At 51.1% G+C, this 18753-nt stretch carries 16 protein-coding genes, 1 pseudogene and 1 riboswitch; of the genes and pseudogenes, 1 reads left to right on the top strand and 16 read right to left on the bottom strand.

Annotated elements, in window-relative coordinates; translation table 11 throughout:
* From AQR02_RS34405 to AQR02_RS16495, 15 genes and pseudogenes are all read right to left on the bottom strand, one after another.
* The coding region (locus AQR02_RS34405; RefSeq protein WP_245237620.1) for a CAT RNA binding domain-containing protein at positions 1-169 on the bottom strand (169 nt) is incomplete at its 3' end.
* 192 nt (positions 170-361) lie between these two features.
* Positions 362-1820, bottom strand: a pseudogene (locus AQR02_RS16430) (glycoside hydrolase family 1 protein).
* A 235-nt stretch (positions 1821-2055) separates the two neighbouring features.
* The gene (locus AQR02_RS16435; RefSeq protein WP_054942137.1) at positions 2056-2544 is read right to left on the bottom strand and encodes a spore maturation protein; all 489 of its coding nucleotides are present in this window, start codon (positions 2542-2544) and stop codon (positions 2056-2058) included.
* A gap of 52 nt (positions 2545-2596) precedes the next feature.
* The gene (locus AQR02_RS16440; protein WP_054941401.1) at positions 2597-3262 is read right to left on the bottom strand and encodes a nucleoside recognition domain-containing protein; all 666 of its coding nucleotides are present in this window, start codon (positions 3260-3262) and stop codon (positions 2597-2599) included.
* A gap of 33 nt (positions 3263-3295) precedes the next feature.
* Positions 3296-4489, bottom strand: coding sequence for a D-alanyl-D-alanine carboxypeptidase family protein (locus AQR02_RS16445; protein ID WP_054941402.1), 1194 nt, complete (start codon positions 4487-4489; stop codon positions 3296-3298).
* A 172-nt stretch (positions 4490-4661) separates the two neighbouring features.
* The gene (gene ytfJ, locus AQR02_RS16450; protein ID WP_054941403.1) at positions 4662-5150 is read right to left on the bottom strand and encodes a GerW family sporulation protein; all 489 of its coding nucleotides are present in this window, start codon (positions 5148-5150) and stop codon (positions 4662-4664) included.
* A 118-nt stretch (positions 5151-5268) separates the two neighbouring features.
* A complete protein-coding gene (locus AQR02_RS16455; RefSeq protein WP_054941404.1) occupies positions 5269-5955 on the bottom strand; it encodes a DUF2953 domain-containing protein in 687 nt (228 codons plus the stop codon).
* 226 nt (positions 5956-6181) lie between these two features.
* Entirely contained in the window at positions 6182-6784 is a 603-nt protein-coding gene (gene scpB, locus AQR02_RS16460) for an SMC-Scp complex subunit ScpB (RefSeq protein WP_054941405.1), read from the bottom strand.
* On the bottom strand, positions 6753-7544 hold the full coding sequence (locus AQR02_RS16465; RefSeq protein ID WP_054941406.1) for a segregation and condensation protein A: 792 nt from the start codon (positions 7542-7544) through the stop codon (positions 6753-6755). The genes scpB and AQR02_RS16465 overlap by 32 nt, the downstream gene beginning before the upstream one ends.
* Before the next feature lie 141 nt (positions 7545-7685).
* Positions 7686-8153: a 6,7-dimethyl-8-ribityllumazine synthase gene (gene ribH, locus AQR02_RS16470; RefSeq protein WP_054941407.1), complete on the bottom strand. Its 468-nt coding sequence runs from the start codon at positions 8151-8153 to the stop codon at positions 7686-7688.
* A 48-nt stretch (positions 8154-8201) separates the two neighbouring features.
* Positions 8202-9455, bottom strand: a complete 1254-nt coding sequence (locus tag AQR02_RS16475) for a bifunctional 3,4-dihydroxy-2-butanone-4-phosphate synthase/GTP cyclohydrolase II (protein ID WP_054941408.1) — start codon at positions 9453-9455, stop codon at positions 8202-8204.
* A gap of 60 nt (positions 9456-9515) precedes the next feature.
* Positions 9516-10181, bottom strand: coding sequence for a riboflavin synthase (locus AQR02_RS16480; protein ID WP_054941409.1), 666 nt, complete (start codon positions 10179-10181; stop codon positions 9516-9518).
* 148 nt (positions 10182-10329) lie between these two features.
* Positions 10330-11430, bottom strand: a complete 1101-nt coding sequence (gene ribD, locus AQR02_RS16485; protein ID WP_054941410.1) for a bifunctional diaminohydroxyphosphoribosylaminopyrimidine deaminase/5-amino-6-(5-phosphoribosylamino)uracil reductase RibD — start codon at positions 11428-11430, stop codon at positions 10330-10332.
* 219 nt (positions 11431-11649) lie between these two features.
* A riboswitch (FMN riboswitch) is annotated at positions 11650-11821 on the bottom strand.
* 141 nt (positions 11822-11962) lie between these two features.
* On the bottom strand, positions 11963-12358 hold the full coding sequence (gene mscL, locus AQR02_RS16490) for a large conductance mechanosensitive channel protein MscL (protein ID WP_054941411.1): 396 nt from the start codon (positions 12356-12358) through the stop codon (positions 11963-11965).
* A gap of 88 nt (positions 12359-12446) precedes the next feature.
* Entirely contained in the window at positions 12447-13655 is a 1209-nt protein-coding gene (locus tag AQR02_RS16495) for a helix-turn-helix domain-containing protein (protein ID WP_054941412.1), read from the bottom strand.
* 157 nt (positions 13656-13812) lie between these two features.
* Here AQR02_RS16495 and AQR02_RS16500 point away from each other — a divergent pair, with 157 nt between their 5' ends.
* Positions 13813-15147, top strand: a complete 1335-nt coding sequence (locus AQR02_RS16500; protein ID WP_054941413.1) for an MFS transporter — start codon at positions 13813-13815, stop codon at positions 15145-15147.
* Positions 15148-15259: 112 nt separating this feature from the next.
* Here AQR02_RS16500 and AQR02_RS16505 read toward each other — a convergent pair whose 3' ends face one another.
* Positions 15260-18742, bottom strand: a complete 3483-nt coding sequence (locus AQR02_RS16505; RefSeq protein ID WP_159067776.1) for an LPXTG cell wall anchor domain-containing protein — start codon at positions 18740-18742, stop codon at positions 15260-15262.
* Positions 18743-18753 lie beyond the last annotated feature (11 nt).

Raw genomic sequence — 18753 nt, forward strand, 5'->3', positions numbered from 1 at the left:
GCGAGACTTCTTTATTTTCCAGTGAGAACACCTTTTCAATCTTGTCCTCATCAAGATAATCGCCGGCATGTTTCTTGAAGGCGATTCCCCGTCCCATAATGACCAGTTCATTCTGGCTGGCGTCCATTACAGTTACAACATTGTTGTTGAGCACCTTCGCAATTTTCATTCCATCACCTTACACCGTCAGAGTAGTAAAAAGGCAAAACCAAAACAGGCTCAGTATGCCGGTTTCTGGTTTTGCCTGTTAAATACAGTAACAATCCAGTTATTAGTTTTCCTTGTACATGCATATTAGCACATTGTCTGCAGAATGACAACGCTCTTATGAAAACGGTTTATCCTCTGAAGCTTACTCAGCTTATAGCACTTCTCCGTTAGACTCAATGACCTTTTTATACCAGTGGAAGGAGTCCTTCTTGCTGCGTTTAAGTGTACCCTGTCCCTCATCATTCCAATCAACATAAATAAATCCATACCGCTTCGACATTTCCGAAGTGGACATGCTGACCAGGTCAATTGGGCCCCAGGCTGTGTACCCCATTAGCTCTACGCCATCCTTTACAGCTTCCTTCATCTGGATAATGTGCTGCTTCAGGTAATCAATCCGGTAATCATCGTGGATGGAGCCGTCGGCTTCGACACGGTCGATCGCCCCTAGTCCGTTCTCCACGATAAACAACGGCTTCCGGTAGCGGTCATACAGCGTATTCAGTGTAATGCGCAGACCTACCGGATCAATCTGCCAGCCCCAGTCGGAAGCCTCCAGATAAGGGTTTTTCACCCCGCCAATCAGGTTACCCGCCGTGGCTTCACCTTCAGGTCCTGCCGTCACAGTCAGCGTCATGTAATAGCTGAAGGAGATGAAATCGACGGTGTGTGCGGCCAGAATCTCATCGTCCCCGGGCTCACGCGCGATAACAATATTATTTTCGGCAAAATAACGGTTCATGTAGCTTGGATACTCGCCGCGGGCATGTATATCGGTGAAGAACAGGTTCATCTGGTTCTCCAGCTGGCTCTTGCGGACATCTTCAGGATTGCAGGTATGCGCATAAGATTCAATGCGTGCCAGCATGCAACCGATCTGTGAGCCGGGAATAATCTCGTGGCCCAGCTTCGTTACCAGTGCGCTCGCTACAAATTGATGGTGCAACGCCTGATAGACGGTCTGCAGCTTGTGCTCTACACGGTCAGACAGGATACCGCCGCCAGTATAGGGGCTCATCACCATCACATTGATCTCATTGAAGGTCAGCCAATACTTTACTTTGTTCCGGTAGCGCGTGAATACGGTTTCGGCATACTTCACATAGTGCTGGATGACTTCGCGGCTGGCCCATCCGTTGTATTTCATAGTCAGGCCAAGCGGAGTTTCATAATGCGATAAGGTTACCAGCGGTTCTATGCCGTATTTAAGCAGCTCGTCAAAGACATTATCGTAGAACTGCAAGCCCGCTTCGTTCGGCTCCGCGTCATCCCCGTTCGGGAAAATCCGCGCCCAGTTGATGGACATCCGGAAGACCTTGAAGCCCATTTCCGCAAACAGGGCGATGTCCTCTTTGTAACGGTGGTAGAAATCAACACCTTCCCGCTTGGGAAAGCGCTCACTGTTGTCGCCGGCAAGAATCTCCGTAATGCGCTCCGAAGAAATCTCCATCGAGTGATCGCCTTTACGCTGCGCCTTAGGTACATAAGCAATCATATCCGCTGTGGACAACCCCTTGCCATCCTGATCAAATCCGCCTTCAAGCTGGTTGGCAGCCGTAGCGCCGCCCCACAAAAAAATTGTGAGGAAATCCTGTGTTTGCTGTGACCATGAATATACCCTCTTTTCTATAATTTCATTGTGATATGGCCAAAAAACAAGAAAAACCTAAACCGTTGGTATAATGATCTGCTCCTCCGAAAAGAAGACAAATGATTTACCATCAGTTTAGGTTTTGCCTGGCACGGCCAGTAACAATCCATTAAACGATGAATTTAAGGATTATTTAGTTAAAACAATCCTAACACAGCATCTACGAAAATTCAAACGGTAGCTAAAAATATATTCTATCCAAACGCCAGCATGCATATGGCGATGGCTGCGACAAAGCCGACAATATCGGAGAACAAGCCGACCTTAAGCGCGTAGCGCCCGTTGCGGATGCCCACGGCGCCGAAATAGACGGTTAATACATACAGGGTAGTGTCTGTGCTGCCCTGGATGGTGGAGGCGATCATGCCGATCAGTGAATCCGGCCCGTGGACGCGGATGAGGTCTGTCGTATAGGCAAGCGAGCCCGTGCCGGTCAGCGGGCGGAGCAGGCCAAGCGGCAGCACCTCGGGCGGCACACCAAGCCCCTGCAGCGCCGGAGCGATGAAGCCCATCAGGAAATCCAGTGCGCCGGATGCACGGAACACGCTGATGGCGACCAGCATGCCGACAAGATGCGGAATAATGGCTATGGCGGTCCCGAAGCCGTCCTTGGCCCCTTCCACGAAGGACTCATAAACAGGAACCTTGCGCGTAAAAGCATAAAGCGGAATGAATGTGATCATGACCGGAATCGCCCAGGCCGATATGAGGCTGATTAGCTGGAACAAGCGCGGCTCACCCTTTCATGGAGGAATGCGGGAGGGCCGGCCCCCCTCTGGCTGAATCCCCCGGCCTGATCGCCGGCGGCTTCGGCGGCCTGCGCAGCAGTGTCAGGCGGCGGAACAGCCTGTCCGCAGCAACCGCTGCCAGCGTCGCTACCGCCGTTGCAGCGAGCGTTGTGCCGACAATACCAGCCGGTTCAGCCGAGCCGTAGTTGAGCCTGATCGCAATCAGCGTGGCCGGAATGAGTGTAATGCTGGCCGTGTTCAGCGCCAGCAGGGTGCACATTGCCGGAGTAGCAGTCTCCTTATCAGGGTTCAGTGTCTGCAGCTCCTGCATCGCCTTGATGCCCATAGGTGTTGCTGCATTGCCGAGACCAAGCAGATTTGCACTCATGTTTGAGAGTATATAGCCGATGGCCGGATGGCCTTTCGGCACATCCGGGAACAGAAAGCCGACGACCGGGCCGAGCAGGCGGGCGATTTTACGCAGCAGACCTGCATCCTCCGCCACCCGCATCATCCCCATCCAGAATACCAGTACGCTGATCAGGCCGAAGCTTACGGTAACTCCGCTTTTGGCGCCATCAAAGACAGCTGCCGTGAACTCATCCATCCGGCCGTTTACGGCAGCGAAGACGAAGCCGATCACGATCATCGCCAGCCAGATTCCATTAATCATGCTGTTCCCTCCCCTCCGCTATCCGCGTTCCGCCTATTTTCCCATTTGCAACAGCGCGCGCAGCGCACTGCCCAGCGCCTGCAGCCAAGTGTCTGCCGGATATGCAGCGGTCCCGGCCGGAGTGTATCGCTTCATATATAAGGATTGCTCCGGCGGAAGCTGCTCCGGTGCATAAACCGGCACCCGCCCGATCTCCTTCCCGCCAAGCTGCAGCACCAGCGCCTCCCTCAGTCCAAAGCTGCTGCGGGCTTCAGTCCCGCCAGAAGCAGCCGGCTGCTCATTCAGTACGAGCTTCGTGACAATCCTGGCTTCTTCACCTTGTCCGAGCGGATAGGCAAACTTCTTTGATGTTACGAAGCTGTATCCGCTGATGCCTTCCCCGCGTTCGATTAAGGTTTTGAGCGGGTAATGGTTAAAGCCGAAATTAAGCAGTGCAGCATGGTCATTCCAGTCGTTGCCGTCATTCAACGTCACTGCGACCAGCTGCTGCCCGTTTCGGGTAGCGGAGCTGACCAGACACCGCAGCGCTTTTTTGGTATAGCCTGTCTTCACACCATCCGCACCTTCATAAAGGCGCAGCATTTTATTTTTGTTAGCCCATTTGTAGTCCCATTTCTCATACGGATTGTCGGCAGTCTTCTCCTGGGTCTTCACAATCTCCTTAAACACAGGATTATGCAGCGCGTATGCGGTCAGCACAGCCAGGTCGTTGGCGCTGGAATAATGACCTTCAGCATCCAGCCCGTGCGGATTGGCAAAATGCGTATGGGTGAGGCCAAGCTCCTCTGCCTTCGCGTTCATCAAATAGACGAAGCCCTGTTCAGATCCGCCGACATTTTCTGCAATCGCAGTTGCCGCATCATTCCCTGAACGCAGCATCAGACCGTAGAGCATATCCTCCAGCTTCATTTCCTCCCCCTGCTTCAAATACAGTGAGGAGCCTTCTTTGGCAAAAGCATTCTTTCCAACTTTAACTTTGGAATCCAGATCCCCATTCTCTATAGCCACTATGGCAGTCATGATTTTGGTCAGGCTGGCAATCAGCATGGGTTCATCCCCCCGGCTGCTGTAAAGAATCCTGCCGGATTCCACATCAATCAGCGCCGCCGCCCTGGCATGAGTTGTGATAGAGAGGTTCTCCGCATGAACCGGATAAAGTGGAGTCCAAACCGCCAGCAGTGTGCACCATATCAAGATTAACGACGACCTAAAGGTTAATGTCTTCATGTTCATCCTCCGGCTTTTGATCAGATCTTAGGGTTCCGTGATGAATTATCATCCTATGTTGTACAAGTGTATGCAGCTTGAGGAACAGGTATGTCCCCCGCTTGTACCGTTCACATACAAAAAGGGACACCGCCGCAAAAGGCGATATCCCGATGTTTGTCTGCTTGGACTTCTAATGGGTGGATGAATTCGAAGGTACCGTTTCAGCTTTTACCGCTGTTTTAGTAACTTTAGCGTCCACTACTTCCGCCCCTACAGGTGTACCGTTTTGAAACATATTCTGGATTTTGTCGATCAGGTTTGGTGTAGCGTCAATAATTTTCTCGAACAGATGGGTCTGATTATCCAGCGGCACAATATGTACCCCTTCTCTGCCCACTACGAGAAAAGCGATTGGACGGATCGAAACACCGCCCCCGCTACCTCCTCCGAAAGGAAGCAATTTAACCCCGCTTCCGCTGCCGTTCACACCAGGGGCATCATCTTCCACCCGGTAATCACTGCCGCCTGCGGCAAATCCAAACGCCACTTTACTGATCGGCAGAATTACACTGCCATCCGGTGTTTCCACAGGATCTCCGACAATCGTATTGACGTCCACCATACCCTTGATATTTTCCATCGCCGTCTGCATCAGACCTTGGATCGGATGGTCACTCATATTGTTAGCCTCCTTTGAATTCTAGGGATTTCTAATTCTTTCACAGGTGATATCATCCCCCACGGGCACCATTTGTATGTAAGACGTTTCTTCGGAGGAAGTTCCCCGCCGGATCAGCTCAGCGCTTTTGCCTCAAAAGCTTAATCCAATGAGACCAACCGCCCTTAACCTCGGAAATGCGGCGCAGCAGCAGCAAACCGGCAAATAAGACATATGCAACAGACAGCTTACCGGTACAGACAGCTTCTGTAGAATAGCACAGCTCATCCCGGAAAACCGGCACGACAAACATCCGCGGACGCTTCTGCAGCCGGACATACTGTGACATCCAGCCCACCAGGCTCCACTTCAGCCCCCAGAGAGCACCTGTTGCCGTGGCTGTATATGCAGCATCACCCAGCGAAAAATCCGTTGACCAGTCGAGCTTGGTAATCTTGACATGGGACAAGAGACCTTTGAGCCATTTCATTAAACCACCGGTTGCCCGCAGTGCCTCTTTCAGATCGTCCGCCCAATTCTGCACCGTTTCTTTGTCAATCTGTTCTTCTTTATCTGAATCTTGGCGGACCGGAGCAATCCCGCTTTTTTCGAGCTTTACCTTCACCCCGCGTTGAATTCCTTCAAAGACCAGCTTTGGCAGCTCATAGTGGAATTTAACCAGCCCAAACAAGGCCTTAATGTCGAATTCCACCCGATCATCCTTGCCGAGTCTGCATAAGCGGAAGTGAAAATGGATAGAGGAAGACAGGACAAGTACAATGACCAACAACAGCACGGCCAAGGGTATAACAAGCCATAACGTCACGGATTAACCTCCAAGCTGCCTTTTTAATAGGAACCCTTGGATTAGTATGGCAAAGTCGGCTGGAAAAAATTCGGGATGACCACAAATTTCCCAAACATACTGAAGCCTCGGCTACGAAGGTTATACGGACACTTTACGGGGAACCGGAAGAAATACAAAAAAAACGCTGCTCCCTAAAGGAACAACGCAGTAAAAAATATATAAGTTCGTAATCCGGCTGGCCTGCCTAAGGCTGCTCGACATCGTCGAAGGTTAATTGGCTGTCCAGCTTGTTGAACAGGAGCTGTGTCTCCTCCTCAAGGCTGTCGGAAGTATCGAAGCTCGACGGCTCCGGCAGTTCCTTCAGGCTGGCCAGGCCAAAGCTGTCCAGGAATGACTTGGTCGTGCCATACAGGATAGGGCGGCCAACAGCCTCTGCCCGTCCAACCTCATGAATCAGATCCTTGTTGTTCAGCGTATGAATCGCCCGTTCAGACTTCACTCCGCGGATTTCTTCAATCTCCACCCGGGTAATCGGCTGACGGTAAGCCACAATAGCCAGCGTCTCCAGTGCAGCTTGAGACAACGAGGATCGTGAAGGCGAGTACGCAAGGCGCTCAAAATACGGCGCATGATCAGGCAATGTAGCCAGCCGGTAATTCCCGGCAATCTGCACCACCTGCAGACCGCGTTCCTGTGAAATATAATCGTCCTTCAGCTCATCCAGCGCTCTCGTTGCCAGATCCGGGCGCTGCTCGGTAATCTCGGCAATTTGACGGGCAGACAATCCCTCATCGCCGGACAGGAACAGCAGTCCCTCAATAATCGATTTCAGCGTTTTGTAATCCACTGAACTCCTCTCCCCCTCTCCACTCCATTACAATGTCATCAAATAATTTCTCCTGATAGCAAAATATCGCCTTCATTTTCATCAGCTCCAGAATTGCCAGAAAAGTCGTTACGATCTCATGCCGGTCCATACTCTCATGCAAAAGCGCAGAGAACCGCAGCCTGCCGCCCCTCCCACCCCGCATCAGCGCCTCAGAGACATCCCTTATCCGGTCCTTCACCGAAATTTCGTCACGGGTAATCCGCTGATATGACGATCTTCTGGCTGCCTTGCTTAGCGCTTTGCGGAATGCGGCAATCAGGTCAGACGTATGCAGCCCTTTCAGGGTGTTGTCCACCTGTGTCGGCACAAAAGGCCCTAAATCCTCAGGCTCCTTCGTAAAAATAAGGCTGCGCTCACTCTCCATATCCAGCAGCTGCACGGCAATGCTCTTGATTTTCCGGTATTCAATCAGCCGTTCCACCAGCTCTGCACGCGGATCATAGCCGTCGTCCTCGTAGTAATCGAAATCCTCGATCTCAATGACCGGCGGCTTCGGCAGCAACAGCTTGCTCTTGATGGATAAGAGGGTAGCCGCCATTACGAGAAACTCACTGGTAATATCCAGCTCAAGCTCCTGCATCGTCTGCAGGTATTCCATGTACTGCTCGGTAATCTCGCTGACCGGAATGTCCTGGATGTCGATTTCCGCTTTGTCAATCAAGTGCAAGAGCAGATCGAGCGGACCTTCGAACGTCTCCAGCTTATACAATACAGTCACGCGATTTCCTCCTGCTAAAAAAAAGTAAAGTGCAGCGCCGCTAAATGGACGCTACACAAGTAGAAAGATTTTTTATAGACCATGCTTTCTTCTCATACTTATAAATAAGCACGATTGAGGCTGATTCGTCAAGAGGCTGTCTTACTTAAACAGCTTGTTCAGGTTAGCCATCTCGATGGCGGAGGTAGCTGCATCCCAGCCTTTATTGCCCGCTTTGGTTCCGGAGCGCTCAATAGCCTGCTCGATATTCTCGGTAGTCACGACACCGAAAATGGTCGGAACACCAGTCTTAAGATTGATTGCCGCTACACCTTTGGCAACCTCGTTGCACACATAGTCATAATGTGTAGTAGATCCGCGGATAACGGTGCCCAGGGCAATCACGGCGTCGTATTTGCCGCTTTCGGCCATTTTTTGGCAGATCAAAGGAATTTCGAATACGCCCGGAACCCAAGCGACATCCACCTCATCGTCGGCAACACCATGGCGTTTGAATGCGTCCAGGGCACCGGAAAGCAGCTTGCTGGTAATAAATTCATTGAAACGTCCTACAACTACACCGTATTTCAAACCCTCGGATACTAAATGTCCTTCAAAATAATTCGGCATTTGTGTTCATCAACCCTTCATGTTTAAGTTAGTAGTTTATGGTAAAAGTTAAGCTTTCGAATCCTCATTCTGTTCAATGTTGTCAAAAGTCAGCAGATGGCCAAGCTTGGCCTGCTTGGTATGGAGATAATTGGTGTTATCTTTATTCTCCGGCATCTGGATCGGCACACGTTCCACAACCTCTAGACCATAGCCTTCCAGCCCTTTTATCTTGCGGGGATTGTTGGTCATCAGCTTAATCTGGCGGACGCCTAAATCCTTCAGGATCTGTGCACCGATGCCGTAATCCCGCAGGTCGGCCGGGAAGCCCAGCTTCAGGTTGGCATCCACAGTGTCCAGCCCTTCTTCCTGCAGCTTATAAGCCCGCAGTTTATTGATCAGTCCGATACCTCTTCCTTCCTGGCGCATGTAGAGCAGCACGCCTCTGCCCGCAGCTTCAATCTGGCGCAGCGCCGCTTCAAATTGCGGGCCGCAGTCGCAGCGGTGGGAATGGAAAACATCGCCGGTGAGGCATTCGGAATGCACGCGCACCAGTACCGGCTCTTCGCCGGAGATGTCGCCTTTGACCAGGGCAACATGCTCCTTGTCGTCCACCTCATTCGTATAGGCAATGGTCTGGAAGTCTCCGAAGTCTGTCGGCAGGTTCACCGATACTTCACGGTTGACCAGATGCTCCTTCTCATTACGGTAATGAATAAGATCCTTAATGCTGATCAGCTTGAGATCATGTTTCTTTGCAATCTCAACCAGATCCGGCAGACGGGCCATGGTGCCGTCAGCCTTGACCACTTCACAGATGACGCTGGCCGGATAAGCGCCGCACATGCGTGCCAGATCGACAGCAGCTTCGGTGTGGCCGGAGCGGCGCAGCACGCCGCCTTTCTTGGCAATCAGCGGGAACATATGGCCCGGTCTGCGGAAGTCTGACGGTTTCGCATTAGGGTCCATTAATGCTTTGATGGTCATGGAGCGCTCACCGGCGGAAATACCGGTAGTCGTATCAATATGGTCAACCGATACGGTAAAGGCGGTGCCGTGATTGTCGGTATTGTGGGTAACCATCGGCTGCAGATCCAGCTCTTCCGCCCGTTCCGCCGTGATCGGCACACAGACCAGACCGCGGCCCTCCGTGATCATGAAGTTGATGACTTCCGGAGTGGAGCGTTCGGCCAAGGCGATGAAGTCCCCTTCGTTCTCACGGTCCTCGTCATCGACCACGATAATCACCTTGCCGCGCATCAAATCATAAATGGCATCTTCAATCGAGTCCAAGACGCTGTCTTGCTTGTCATGCTCGCTCATAGTTCTGTCCTCCTGATGACTCTACACTGGCCCGCAGGCCGCTGTAAGCCTATTTCTTATTTATACAAACCCGTTCGCCGCCAGGAAATCATGGCTGATCCGGGAACTGCTCTCTTCTTCCTCACTGCCTGCTCCCCTGTAATGAAGGAGATGATCGACATATTTGCCAAGCACATCGCATTCAACGTTAATGCTGTCGCCCGGACGTTTATGGTTAAGCACCGTTTCTCCAAGCGTATGGGGAATGATGGAGACAGTGAATGCTGATGAAGTTGTGTTTACCACGGTAAGGCTAATTCCGTCAATGGTAATGGAGCCTTTAGGGATAATATATTTAAACAAGGAATTCTTATCCGGCGTGATCTCGAACACCACTGCATTCTGGTCTCGCTTCACACTGCGGATCTCTCCCGTACCGTCCACATGACCCTGGACGATATGCCCGCCAAAGCGCCCGCCGGCGGCCATGGCCCGTTCCAGATTCATTCTGCTCCCGCTGCGCAGCTCCTTCAGATTGCTGTTGCGGTAGGTCTGCGGCATGACATCAACGGTAAAAGAATGCTCGCCGATCGAGGTCGCCGTCAGGCAGACACCATTGACGGATACGCTGTCGCCGATTTTCAGATCACCCATAATGAGCGATGCGCCGATATTCAGCACCATCATCTCACCGCCGCTGCTGACGCCGCGCAGTACGCCAACCTCCTCGATTAATCCGGTGAACATGTTATCCCCTCCTAAAAGTTTTGTTAGGATTACTACTGTGAATAAGCTTCGTACAAAACTCACATCGAAAGCGTAAACCTAGTTTTGTTGAGTTTGCTACATTGTTTATACATCTTACAAAACTCGCTTCGGAAGCATTCACTGCTTCCTAGCGGACCGGAGTCCCGCTGATACAGACATTATCTCCGAGCACTTCAACTTCCAATCCCTCCAGCATGACCGCGTCCTTCATGAGCTCCACGCCGGGGAATTCGAAGGTTCCCGCAGCCTGGCTCCCTCCGCCGACAATCTTCGGCGCGAAGAATAACACTATGCGGTCAACCAGCCCGCTCTCCAGCATCGAGCCGTTCAGCGTTCCGCCGCCCTCAAGGAGAATGGAGCTGATCTCCATTTCGCCAAGCGTAACCATGGCGGCCTGCAGATCGACCCTCGGCCCTGCGCCGCTGACGACAACAGTAACGCCTGCTGCCTCAAGCGCAACCTTTTGGGCCGGATCAGCTGCGGCTGTGGTGACGACAATTGTCGGCGCCTGGCCGTCAGTGACTACTGCCGATTCAAGCGGAATCCGCAAGGAGGAATCAATCACGATACGGATCGGATGGAGTCCGGGCACTTCCATACGGGTCGTCAGCGAGGGATTATCGGCGATGACCGTGTTGACACCAACCATTATCCCCTGGTGACGGTGCCGTAGTGTATGTACAATCTCCCGCGCTTGTCCATTTGAAATCCACTTGCTGTCACCAGTCTTGGTGGCGAGCTTGCCATCCAGTGTGCTTGCACTCTTAAGAGTCACAAACGGCTGCTTCGTCAGTATATACTTGATAAACTTCTCATTGAGCCGCAGTGCTCGGCTACGCAGCAGCCCCACTTCAACGTCAATGCCTGCTTCGCGCAGCATTTCGATGCCCCGTCCCGCAACCTGCGGATTCGGGTCCTCACAGGCAACGACTACCCGTGCAACACCTTCATTGATCAGCCGCTGGCTGCATGGCGGCGTCTTGCCGTAATGGCTGCACGGCTCCAGCGTAACATAAGCGGTACTGCCCTGCGCCTTACCGGCAGCCATATTGAGTGCATGGACCTCGGCGTGGCCTGTTCCCCTCTGCAGATGAGTACCCAGGCCGATCACAGCCCCGTCTTTTACGACTACGCAACCGACAACCGGATTGATGCCGGTCTGTCCCTGTGCTCTTTCCGCCATATCCATTGCAAGCGACATATAAAACTGGTCGTTCATGATATCCATGATCTGCCTCCCATCCTTACGAAGTCTTTATTTTTTCAGCTAAATGCAGAAAAACCCGTCTCAATCTCCAGGCGGAGTTCAAGACGGGATATACGAGAGTTTACCGGAAATTCTAATAAATTGTGCGTAAATAAGCACCCTCACCCTTGATTTGTGAAAGTTCGCACATAATATTTTGAAACACGGCTGTACGCCTGCCACCAGGTGGCAGAACGTCGATCTCTCCTTCTTCCATCCAGACTATACTGTCGGTCCCGGAATTGCACCGGGTCCACCGTTCGTATAATAAAATACGAAGCGGGTAGCGGACTAAGCACCCTAATGGCTATTAAAGCCATCACATAGTGACATCACCGCCGGTAGGGAATTACACCCTGCCCTGAAGGATCAAACCAGTATGAAATTAAAAAGACGACTTACTGACTAAAATAAAGTTAGCACTATACGCTAAAAAAAGCAAGCGTATCATTCACGCTTGCTTCATTCTTAGCTTGTCCATATTGGGTTGGAAAGGCAGATATGTAACCAGCCTCTATACTTCCCCCTGTTTGCCCTTTCTCAGCAAATCGCGGATTTCCGTCAGCAAAACAATTTCCGGATCTGGTGCAGGCGACTCTACAACCTCGACTTTAACAGCTTCCTTGCGTTTAAAACGGTTCGCCACCTTGATCACCATAAAGATCGAGAAGGAAATAATAAAGAAATCAATCACACTCTGCAGGAAAACACCGTATTTGACTGTCGCATCCAAATAAGTAAATGTAAGATTTTTCAGGTTCTTCCCGCCGCTAATCAAACCCATTATCGGCATGATAATGTCTGCAACTAGTGATGAGACAATTTTGCCGAATGCAGCTCCAATGACTACTGCAACGGCCAGGTCGAGCACATTGCCCTTCATGGCAAAGCTTTTGAATTCTTTCCACATGTCGTTCCCTCCAATAGTTTAATTTTAAGTTATTATAGCATCAGCACTGTGTGAGACCAATGCTCACTTGGTTGAAGCCTGCTATCTGTTAATTATGCAGCTCCCGGTATGTATCCTCGATGAATTTCCTGTGTATAGAAGGCGGATAATGCTGCACCCGCTCGAATGCAATCTGTGATTGCTGGCGCGCCTCCTCCATCTTCCCTTGTCTGGCATAGATTCTGGCTTTATAGGCATACGAGGTGAACACACTGGCCCGGTCCAGCGGATGGTAGGCGTGATCCGGAAGCGTAACCTTTGACAATACCGCAAGCGCTTCCTCATCCCGTCCCAGATGATAGAGTGCAGCTCCGGTCACAAGGCAGCCGCTGGATGCATATATACTTTCCCTACCCTGAAACTTCTGTCCCATTCGTAACGCCTCCTCGTACCTCCCCTCCGCGTTAGCCTGTCTGATCTCAGCCAATTCAAGAAGCTGTACCGACAGCTCATCCTCTGTAAACTGCACAAACAGCCGCGCCTTATTCAAGTATGTTTTTGCTTCCTCCAGCTTCCCCGACATTTGGGCGAGATTGGACAACACTCGGTATAAATGATCCGTTAAATAATACACTCCTTCTTCCCGTGACAGGGCAACAGCCGCCAGCGCGGCTTCCCGGCTCCCTTCGTAATCGCCCAGAGCAGACAAGGAAACACTCTCCGCATAATGGAGGTCGAGCTCGAAGAGAAAATCATTGCCGACTTTTTTGCCGGTATATTCCTCTCTGACCCGGAGAATCAGCTCCAGGCTCTCCTGGTACCGGCTTTGGGTGAACATGAGGGCATAGGCCAGATACTGGACTTTGGCACTCTCTACAAATAATCCGAACCGCTCGTATATTTCAACTGCTCTGCTGATCGCATCGATCCCTCCGTCTGTCCCTGTATAAAAGCAGGCATTTACATAGAACTCCATCAGACGCGCTGCATCCACAGTCATCGGAAGCTTCCCGTCCATCAGCGGCTTTACCGCAGAAATAATCGCCTGGTAGTTTTTTTGCTTGAACTCAGCTTCGATGTCGCGGGCCATGCGGGCCAGGTCTAGACTCTGGCCGTCTTCAAGGAAATAACCCGCATCTACGCCAAGCCGCTTAGCTAATATTTGCAGACTCCGCATGGAAGGCAGTGCACGGCCGTTCTCAATTTGGCTTAGCATACTTTTGGTCATAGCCTCTCCGGCCAGCTCGCTCTGGGTAAGCCGCTTTGCCTTGCGGAGCTGTTTGATTTTATCTCCGATCATCTGTTGGGTTGTTGTCATAGGGTGACCCATCCTTCTGTCCGTCTTGATCTCAGTATAGCTTATTATTAGTGAGCGAGAAACAAAGTTAAATTAAATTAAACTTTTTGTTGCGATTTTACTCGATCAAGCATAATATAAGTTTAATATAATTTAACTTTATAAAGAGGTGGATGGTTTGAAAACGAAAAAAGGATATTTCGCCACTCCAAGCAGCCGTAATATGCTCCTGTTCTTTACCGGCAAGCTCGCTTCGATCCTGGGCTCAGGGATGTATACCTTTGTGGTGGGACTGTATATTCTGAAACTTACAGGCTCGGGAAGCAGCTTTGCCGTTACCATGATCTGCGGAATGCTGCCGCGGATTGTGCTTGCGCCCTTCGCCGGTGTGATGGCAGACCGGATGAATCGCCACCGGCTGCTGATATACTCAGACCTTGCGGCCGTCCTGACACTGCTGCTAGCCTTTCTGACGGTCTCCCTGGGTGGAGTCATGCTGCTGCCCATCTATGCCTCACTGGTTCTGCTCTCCGTCTGCTCCACCTTCTATGGAATTTCTGTCTCCTCCTCCCTGCTCCAGCTCGTCGATTCCCAGTATATCCAGCGCGCCGGCTCTCTCAACCAGATGGCCGGCTCCATTGGCAACCTGCTTGCACCGGTACTTGGGGGCATGCTGTATTCCGCCGTCCCGTTCAAGCTCTTTATGCTGCTGAATGCAGCAGGTTTTACCATTTCTACCCTCATGAGCTGCGGACTCAGTTTCAAACGAGACCCGGAGCTGACGGAATCCGCTGCAGATTCAGCTGCCCAAAGACATGCCGGGCGGGATTTATCGAATATGCTGGCAGAACTGCGCAGCAGTCTTACTGGCGGTATCTCTTATGTATTTAAGCAACCAGTTATCCGGGCTGTCCTTATTATCGTGTTCTGGGTCAACTTTTTCGTTGTATCGCTGAACATCGTGCTGCCCTTTGTGGCCGTGGAGAATCTGTCTTTCTCCTCCGGTCAGTACGGGACCCTGAATGCCATGCTGGCTGCAGGTATGCTGGTGATGTCCCTTTTGCTGAGCGTCCGCCGCCAAAGCAGCAGCCCAGCCCGTTCGCTGATTCGGGGGCTTACGTCACTCGGTATGCTGTTTATAGCTATGGCGCTGCCGCTGATATTCTTCTTCAGTACCGGCTCCGCCTTCATGTTCCTGCTTGTGCTGATGTTTCTGACTGGCAGTACGGTCATGAATATTAACATCCCGATTCAGGTGTATTTACAGCAGACGGTGGAGGCGGATTACCGCGGAAGGGTATTTGCCGTCGTCGAGACTGCATCGGGGGCAATTGCACCGGCAGGAATGATCCTGTATGGACTGCTCGTGGACCTGCTTCCAGCTGCGTTTCTCCTAACGGCCTCAGGATTGGCAATTTTGCTCGTCACTTTGCTGGGACGCAGAGGCCTCAAGAGCGGCAGTGAGCTGGAAGCCAGGCAGAACCGGGAAGCCGAGGTACAGGTTCATGCCTGAACGCAACTTAATGCTTGTGAAGAAATAAGGATAAAAAATAGCACACGGCAGTATTCTGCCGCGTGCTATTGGATTTGCTGATCATGGAGTCAGCTGAATGTCTTGGCAAGTATTACTGGTTCCGGTTCCTTCTGAATACCCGGTTTAGTATAAACCCGACTACAATCAGCCCAAGCCCTGCCAGATAAATCGGCATTGGACTGCTCTCGCCCGTCTGCGGCAGCGTGCCGCTGCCCGCCGGATCAGTCACCGTTCCCTTTGGAATATCATCCTCATCGATATCGACTCCCCCAAGCGGGATATCATCATCGATAGCTGTTTCATCCGGCGCTGCCGTTGGGGCTGCCGGCGGGGTTGATGGTCCAGCCGAGACTGCAGGAGTTATCGCCGGCCCGCCAGGGATCACATCATCATCGATAATCACTCCCGGAATCGGAGAGCTGGTTGGGAGAGGCGTGCCACCCGGAAGCGCCGGTGATGGTGATGGTGAAGCTGCTGCTGACGTTGTCGGCGCAGGTGAAACCTCTGCCGACGTTGTCGGAGAAACTACCGGCGATGCGGATGCCGATGGAGATTCTGTCGGCGTCGTTGACGCTGTCGGTGTTGGCGTTGGCGTTGGTGTAGCAGTCGGCACTACTGGTGTATTATACACCGTCAGATTGATACCAGTGACGGAGCTAATTGTAACAGGATACTCTCTTGGATCCAGTACATATCCGCTCGGGGCTGCAGTCTCAATCAGGATGTAGCTGCCCAGCCAGATATTATTAAATACTGCAGTGCCTGCCGCATCTGTTGTACGGGTGTTGACCAGCACCCGTTCTGTGCCGTTAAGCCGGTAAAGCTCAAAAGTAGCACCTTCGAGCACCTTTTGGCTATTCTGTGCATCCAGCTTTTGGACGGTCAGCATACCTTTAACCCCGCTGCCTGTGCCCGAACCGCTGGATACACCAACGATCACTTCTGTGGTCGTATTCTTCTCTATCAGGATGTTGTTATTTCCGCTGAATTTCACTTCGTTTACCAGCTTATCACCCGTATTTGCTACAATCAGTGACTGGTATTCCAGCACATAAGCGGAGTCAATAGCCGAAGCAAAGCTTAATTCGAAGCTTTGTTTACCATCAGCATCAGCGATCACTTTCAGGGTATAGTCAGTACCTTTTATTAATTCGGCACTGCTTTTCGTTACCTCCCCGTTTGCTGAAACCACTGTAGGATAGAGATGGAAGGAGTCCGGCAGCAGTATTTGATTCGTGCTTGGTGTATCTGTGATTGTAGCATCCTTCACATGGGACTGGGTCCGGTTAATGGCGATACTCCAATTCACTTTATCACCATTTTGCAGGCCACTCTTGAATACATACTCACCGCCATGCGGAATGTTCACGGAAGCGGTCAAATCTTTGGATACCTTCTTTGTGCCATCAAACAGCTGTGCTGTATTGACAACCTTGCTGTCAATCAGCTGTCCTGCAAGGCTGGTTTTAAAGACAACATAATAGGGTTTATTGATGCTGTCAGTAAACACAAACTTATATTCATTGCCGTTGTTGACTCGGAAACTATAGGCGTCTGGGGCTAATTCATCCCCTTTGGTATAGTCCCCGTTGGCATTCAGGTTCATCTTATACACTTTGAGTGATCCTGGAACCAGTGTCTGCCCGGCTGTCAGAATGTCCGAAACAACAGGCTCTATTACCGCCATACTCGTATAATTGACACCTATAGTCCAGGTTATTTCTTTGGTTGCCGCATCATAAACTCCGGTCTTGAACCCGTTGTTCTTATATTCAGGACGGGGAATAAACAATCCGTTCGCACTGGCCGTCCGTTTGCCTTCAATATCCTTCCAATCGACCGTGCCCGTGTTAATGAAGTTATCGGTATTCCCTATCAGTGAGGCACTGCTGAATTGTGTAGTATACCCGATAGTATAAGTACCGGTAATCATTGAATTAAATATCACCTTAAATCCTTTATTCCATCCGGCACCCGGCGCACTGGATTCATTATATACCAGCGTATAGGCCGAGTCATTGAGCACCGCGCCGCTGCTGTTTCGTACAACCAGTGTATCCGGTATAAACTTTAATCCGCCCTGCGGGAAGGTATCCGTCAGTACTACTCCCTTCATCGGATAATTGTCACCGTTCAGGGTGATCTTCCAGTTTACTGTCTGTTTCGAATAATCTACTCCCGACAGATTCTTATAAATAATAGCCGGACGAATCAATTGAGTAGCTGAAGCGCTGTAGGTACTGTCTGATACTGTGTTGGTAATTGTAGTATCTTTATATACCCGGCCCTGTGCCTCCGTCTTATACTCAATAAGGTAAGCGGAGGATATGCCGTTCAGGAACTCCAGCTTGAAGCCCGCCTTCTCTACTCCGGTAATACCGTTTAGCGTATAATCCACATTCTCCGTCAGAGCAGTACCCTTTGTAGCTTTTCCCGTAGAGTCAAGAGTTACCGGGTATACCGTAACTGAGTCGGTTACTAGCCGCTGTGAATCATCGAATAAATCTGTCAGCACAGCACTCTGCTGCGGGATGACCCTCTTGTTATAATTGTATTCGATCGCCCAAGTGGTAATATGCTTACCCCATTCGTAATTGAGCGCCTTTTTGTTCAGGCTTCCGCCACGCTGCACAGCAACTGTTGCTGATGCGCTGACAGGATCACGTCCGTCTCCGGTAAATGTAGCTGTGTTAGTGTAGCTGGCTTCGTCACCTGTAATTCCAGTGGAGTAGGCGATCCGGTATGCTCCGTTTAGCACAGAATCCGTGAAACGGACGATCAGCGTGCCCCCGGTTACCTCAGCACTATATTTGCTGGTATCAATCAATTTACCCTGCAGGACTGTTCCATCCAGCTGTACGTTCAGCTGATAAACAGCGAGGGTAACCGTACTATCTATCGACAGTCCAGCCGGAATAGGATCAGTAACTACGGCATTCTGGACGGATTCCTGTTTCTTATTCACATCGACTGTCCAATCGATATGGTCCGCGTTGAAGCCGCTGGACACGCCATTCTTGGCAATGGTTGAACTGACCTCCGGCCTGAAATGCACCGTCACAGTCTGTACGCCTCCCTCAACCGGGAACAAGATCTGCTCGACCGTGCTGCCGTTCAATTGGGTGCGGTCGAATTTCGTATTAACCCGCAGCGTCCCATGGATATTGCCATGATTCTCAATGTAATTATTGAAGGTCATGACCACCTGATGTGTGGATTGGCTGATCGTAAAATCACCGACCTGCCCATCATCCGACACAAGCGCTCCGCTGATGTCATTGAACAGCTGAAACTGTCCGGGAAGCTGGAAGGTGAAGGTATCTCCGGCAGTGTAGCTGTGTCCGTCCGGCAGTGCCCAGGTATAATCCAAGGTTACCTTGGAACTAACATCATACACACTGTCCGTAACTGTGCTTCCGTCCGGCCCGTATACTGCCATAGAAACACTGGTAATGATGTTCGTTTCATGATCAATGGCAGCTGCTTTAACCTGTGACGTGAATCCGATGCCGTAGGCATATTGTACAAAAAGCAAAAGAATCACAATGGCCAGACTTACTTTTTTTCTCATCATTCCCCGGTAGC

It is taken from the genome of Paenibacillus ihuae, from assembly GCF_001368795.1.
In the GTDB taxonomy this organism is placed as follows: domain Bacteria; phylum Bacillota; class Bacilli; order Paenibacillales; family Paenibacillaceae; genus Paenibacillus_AQ; species Paenibacillus_AQ ihuae.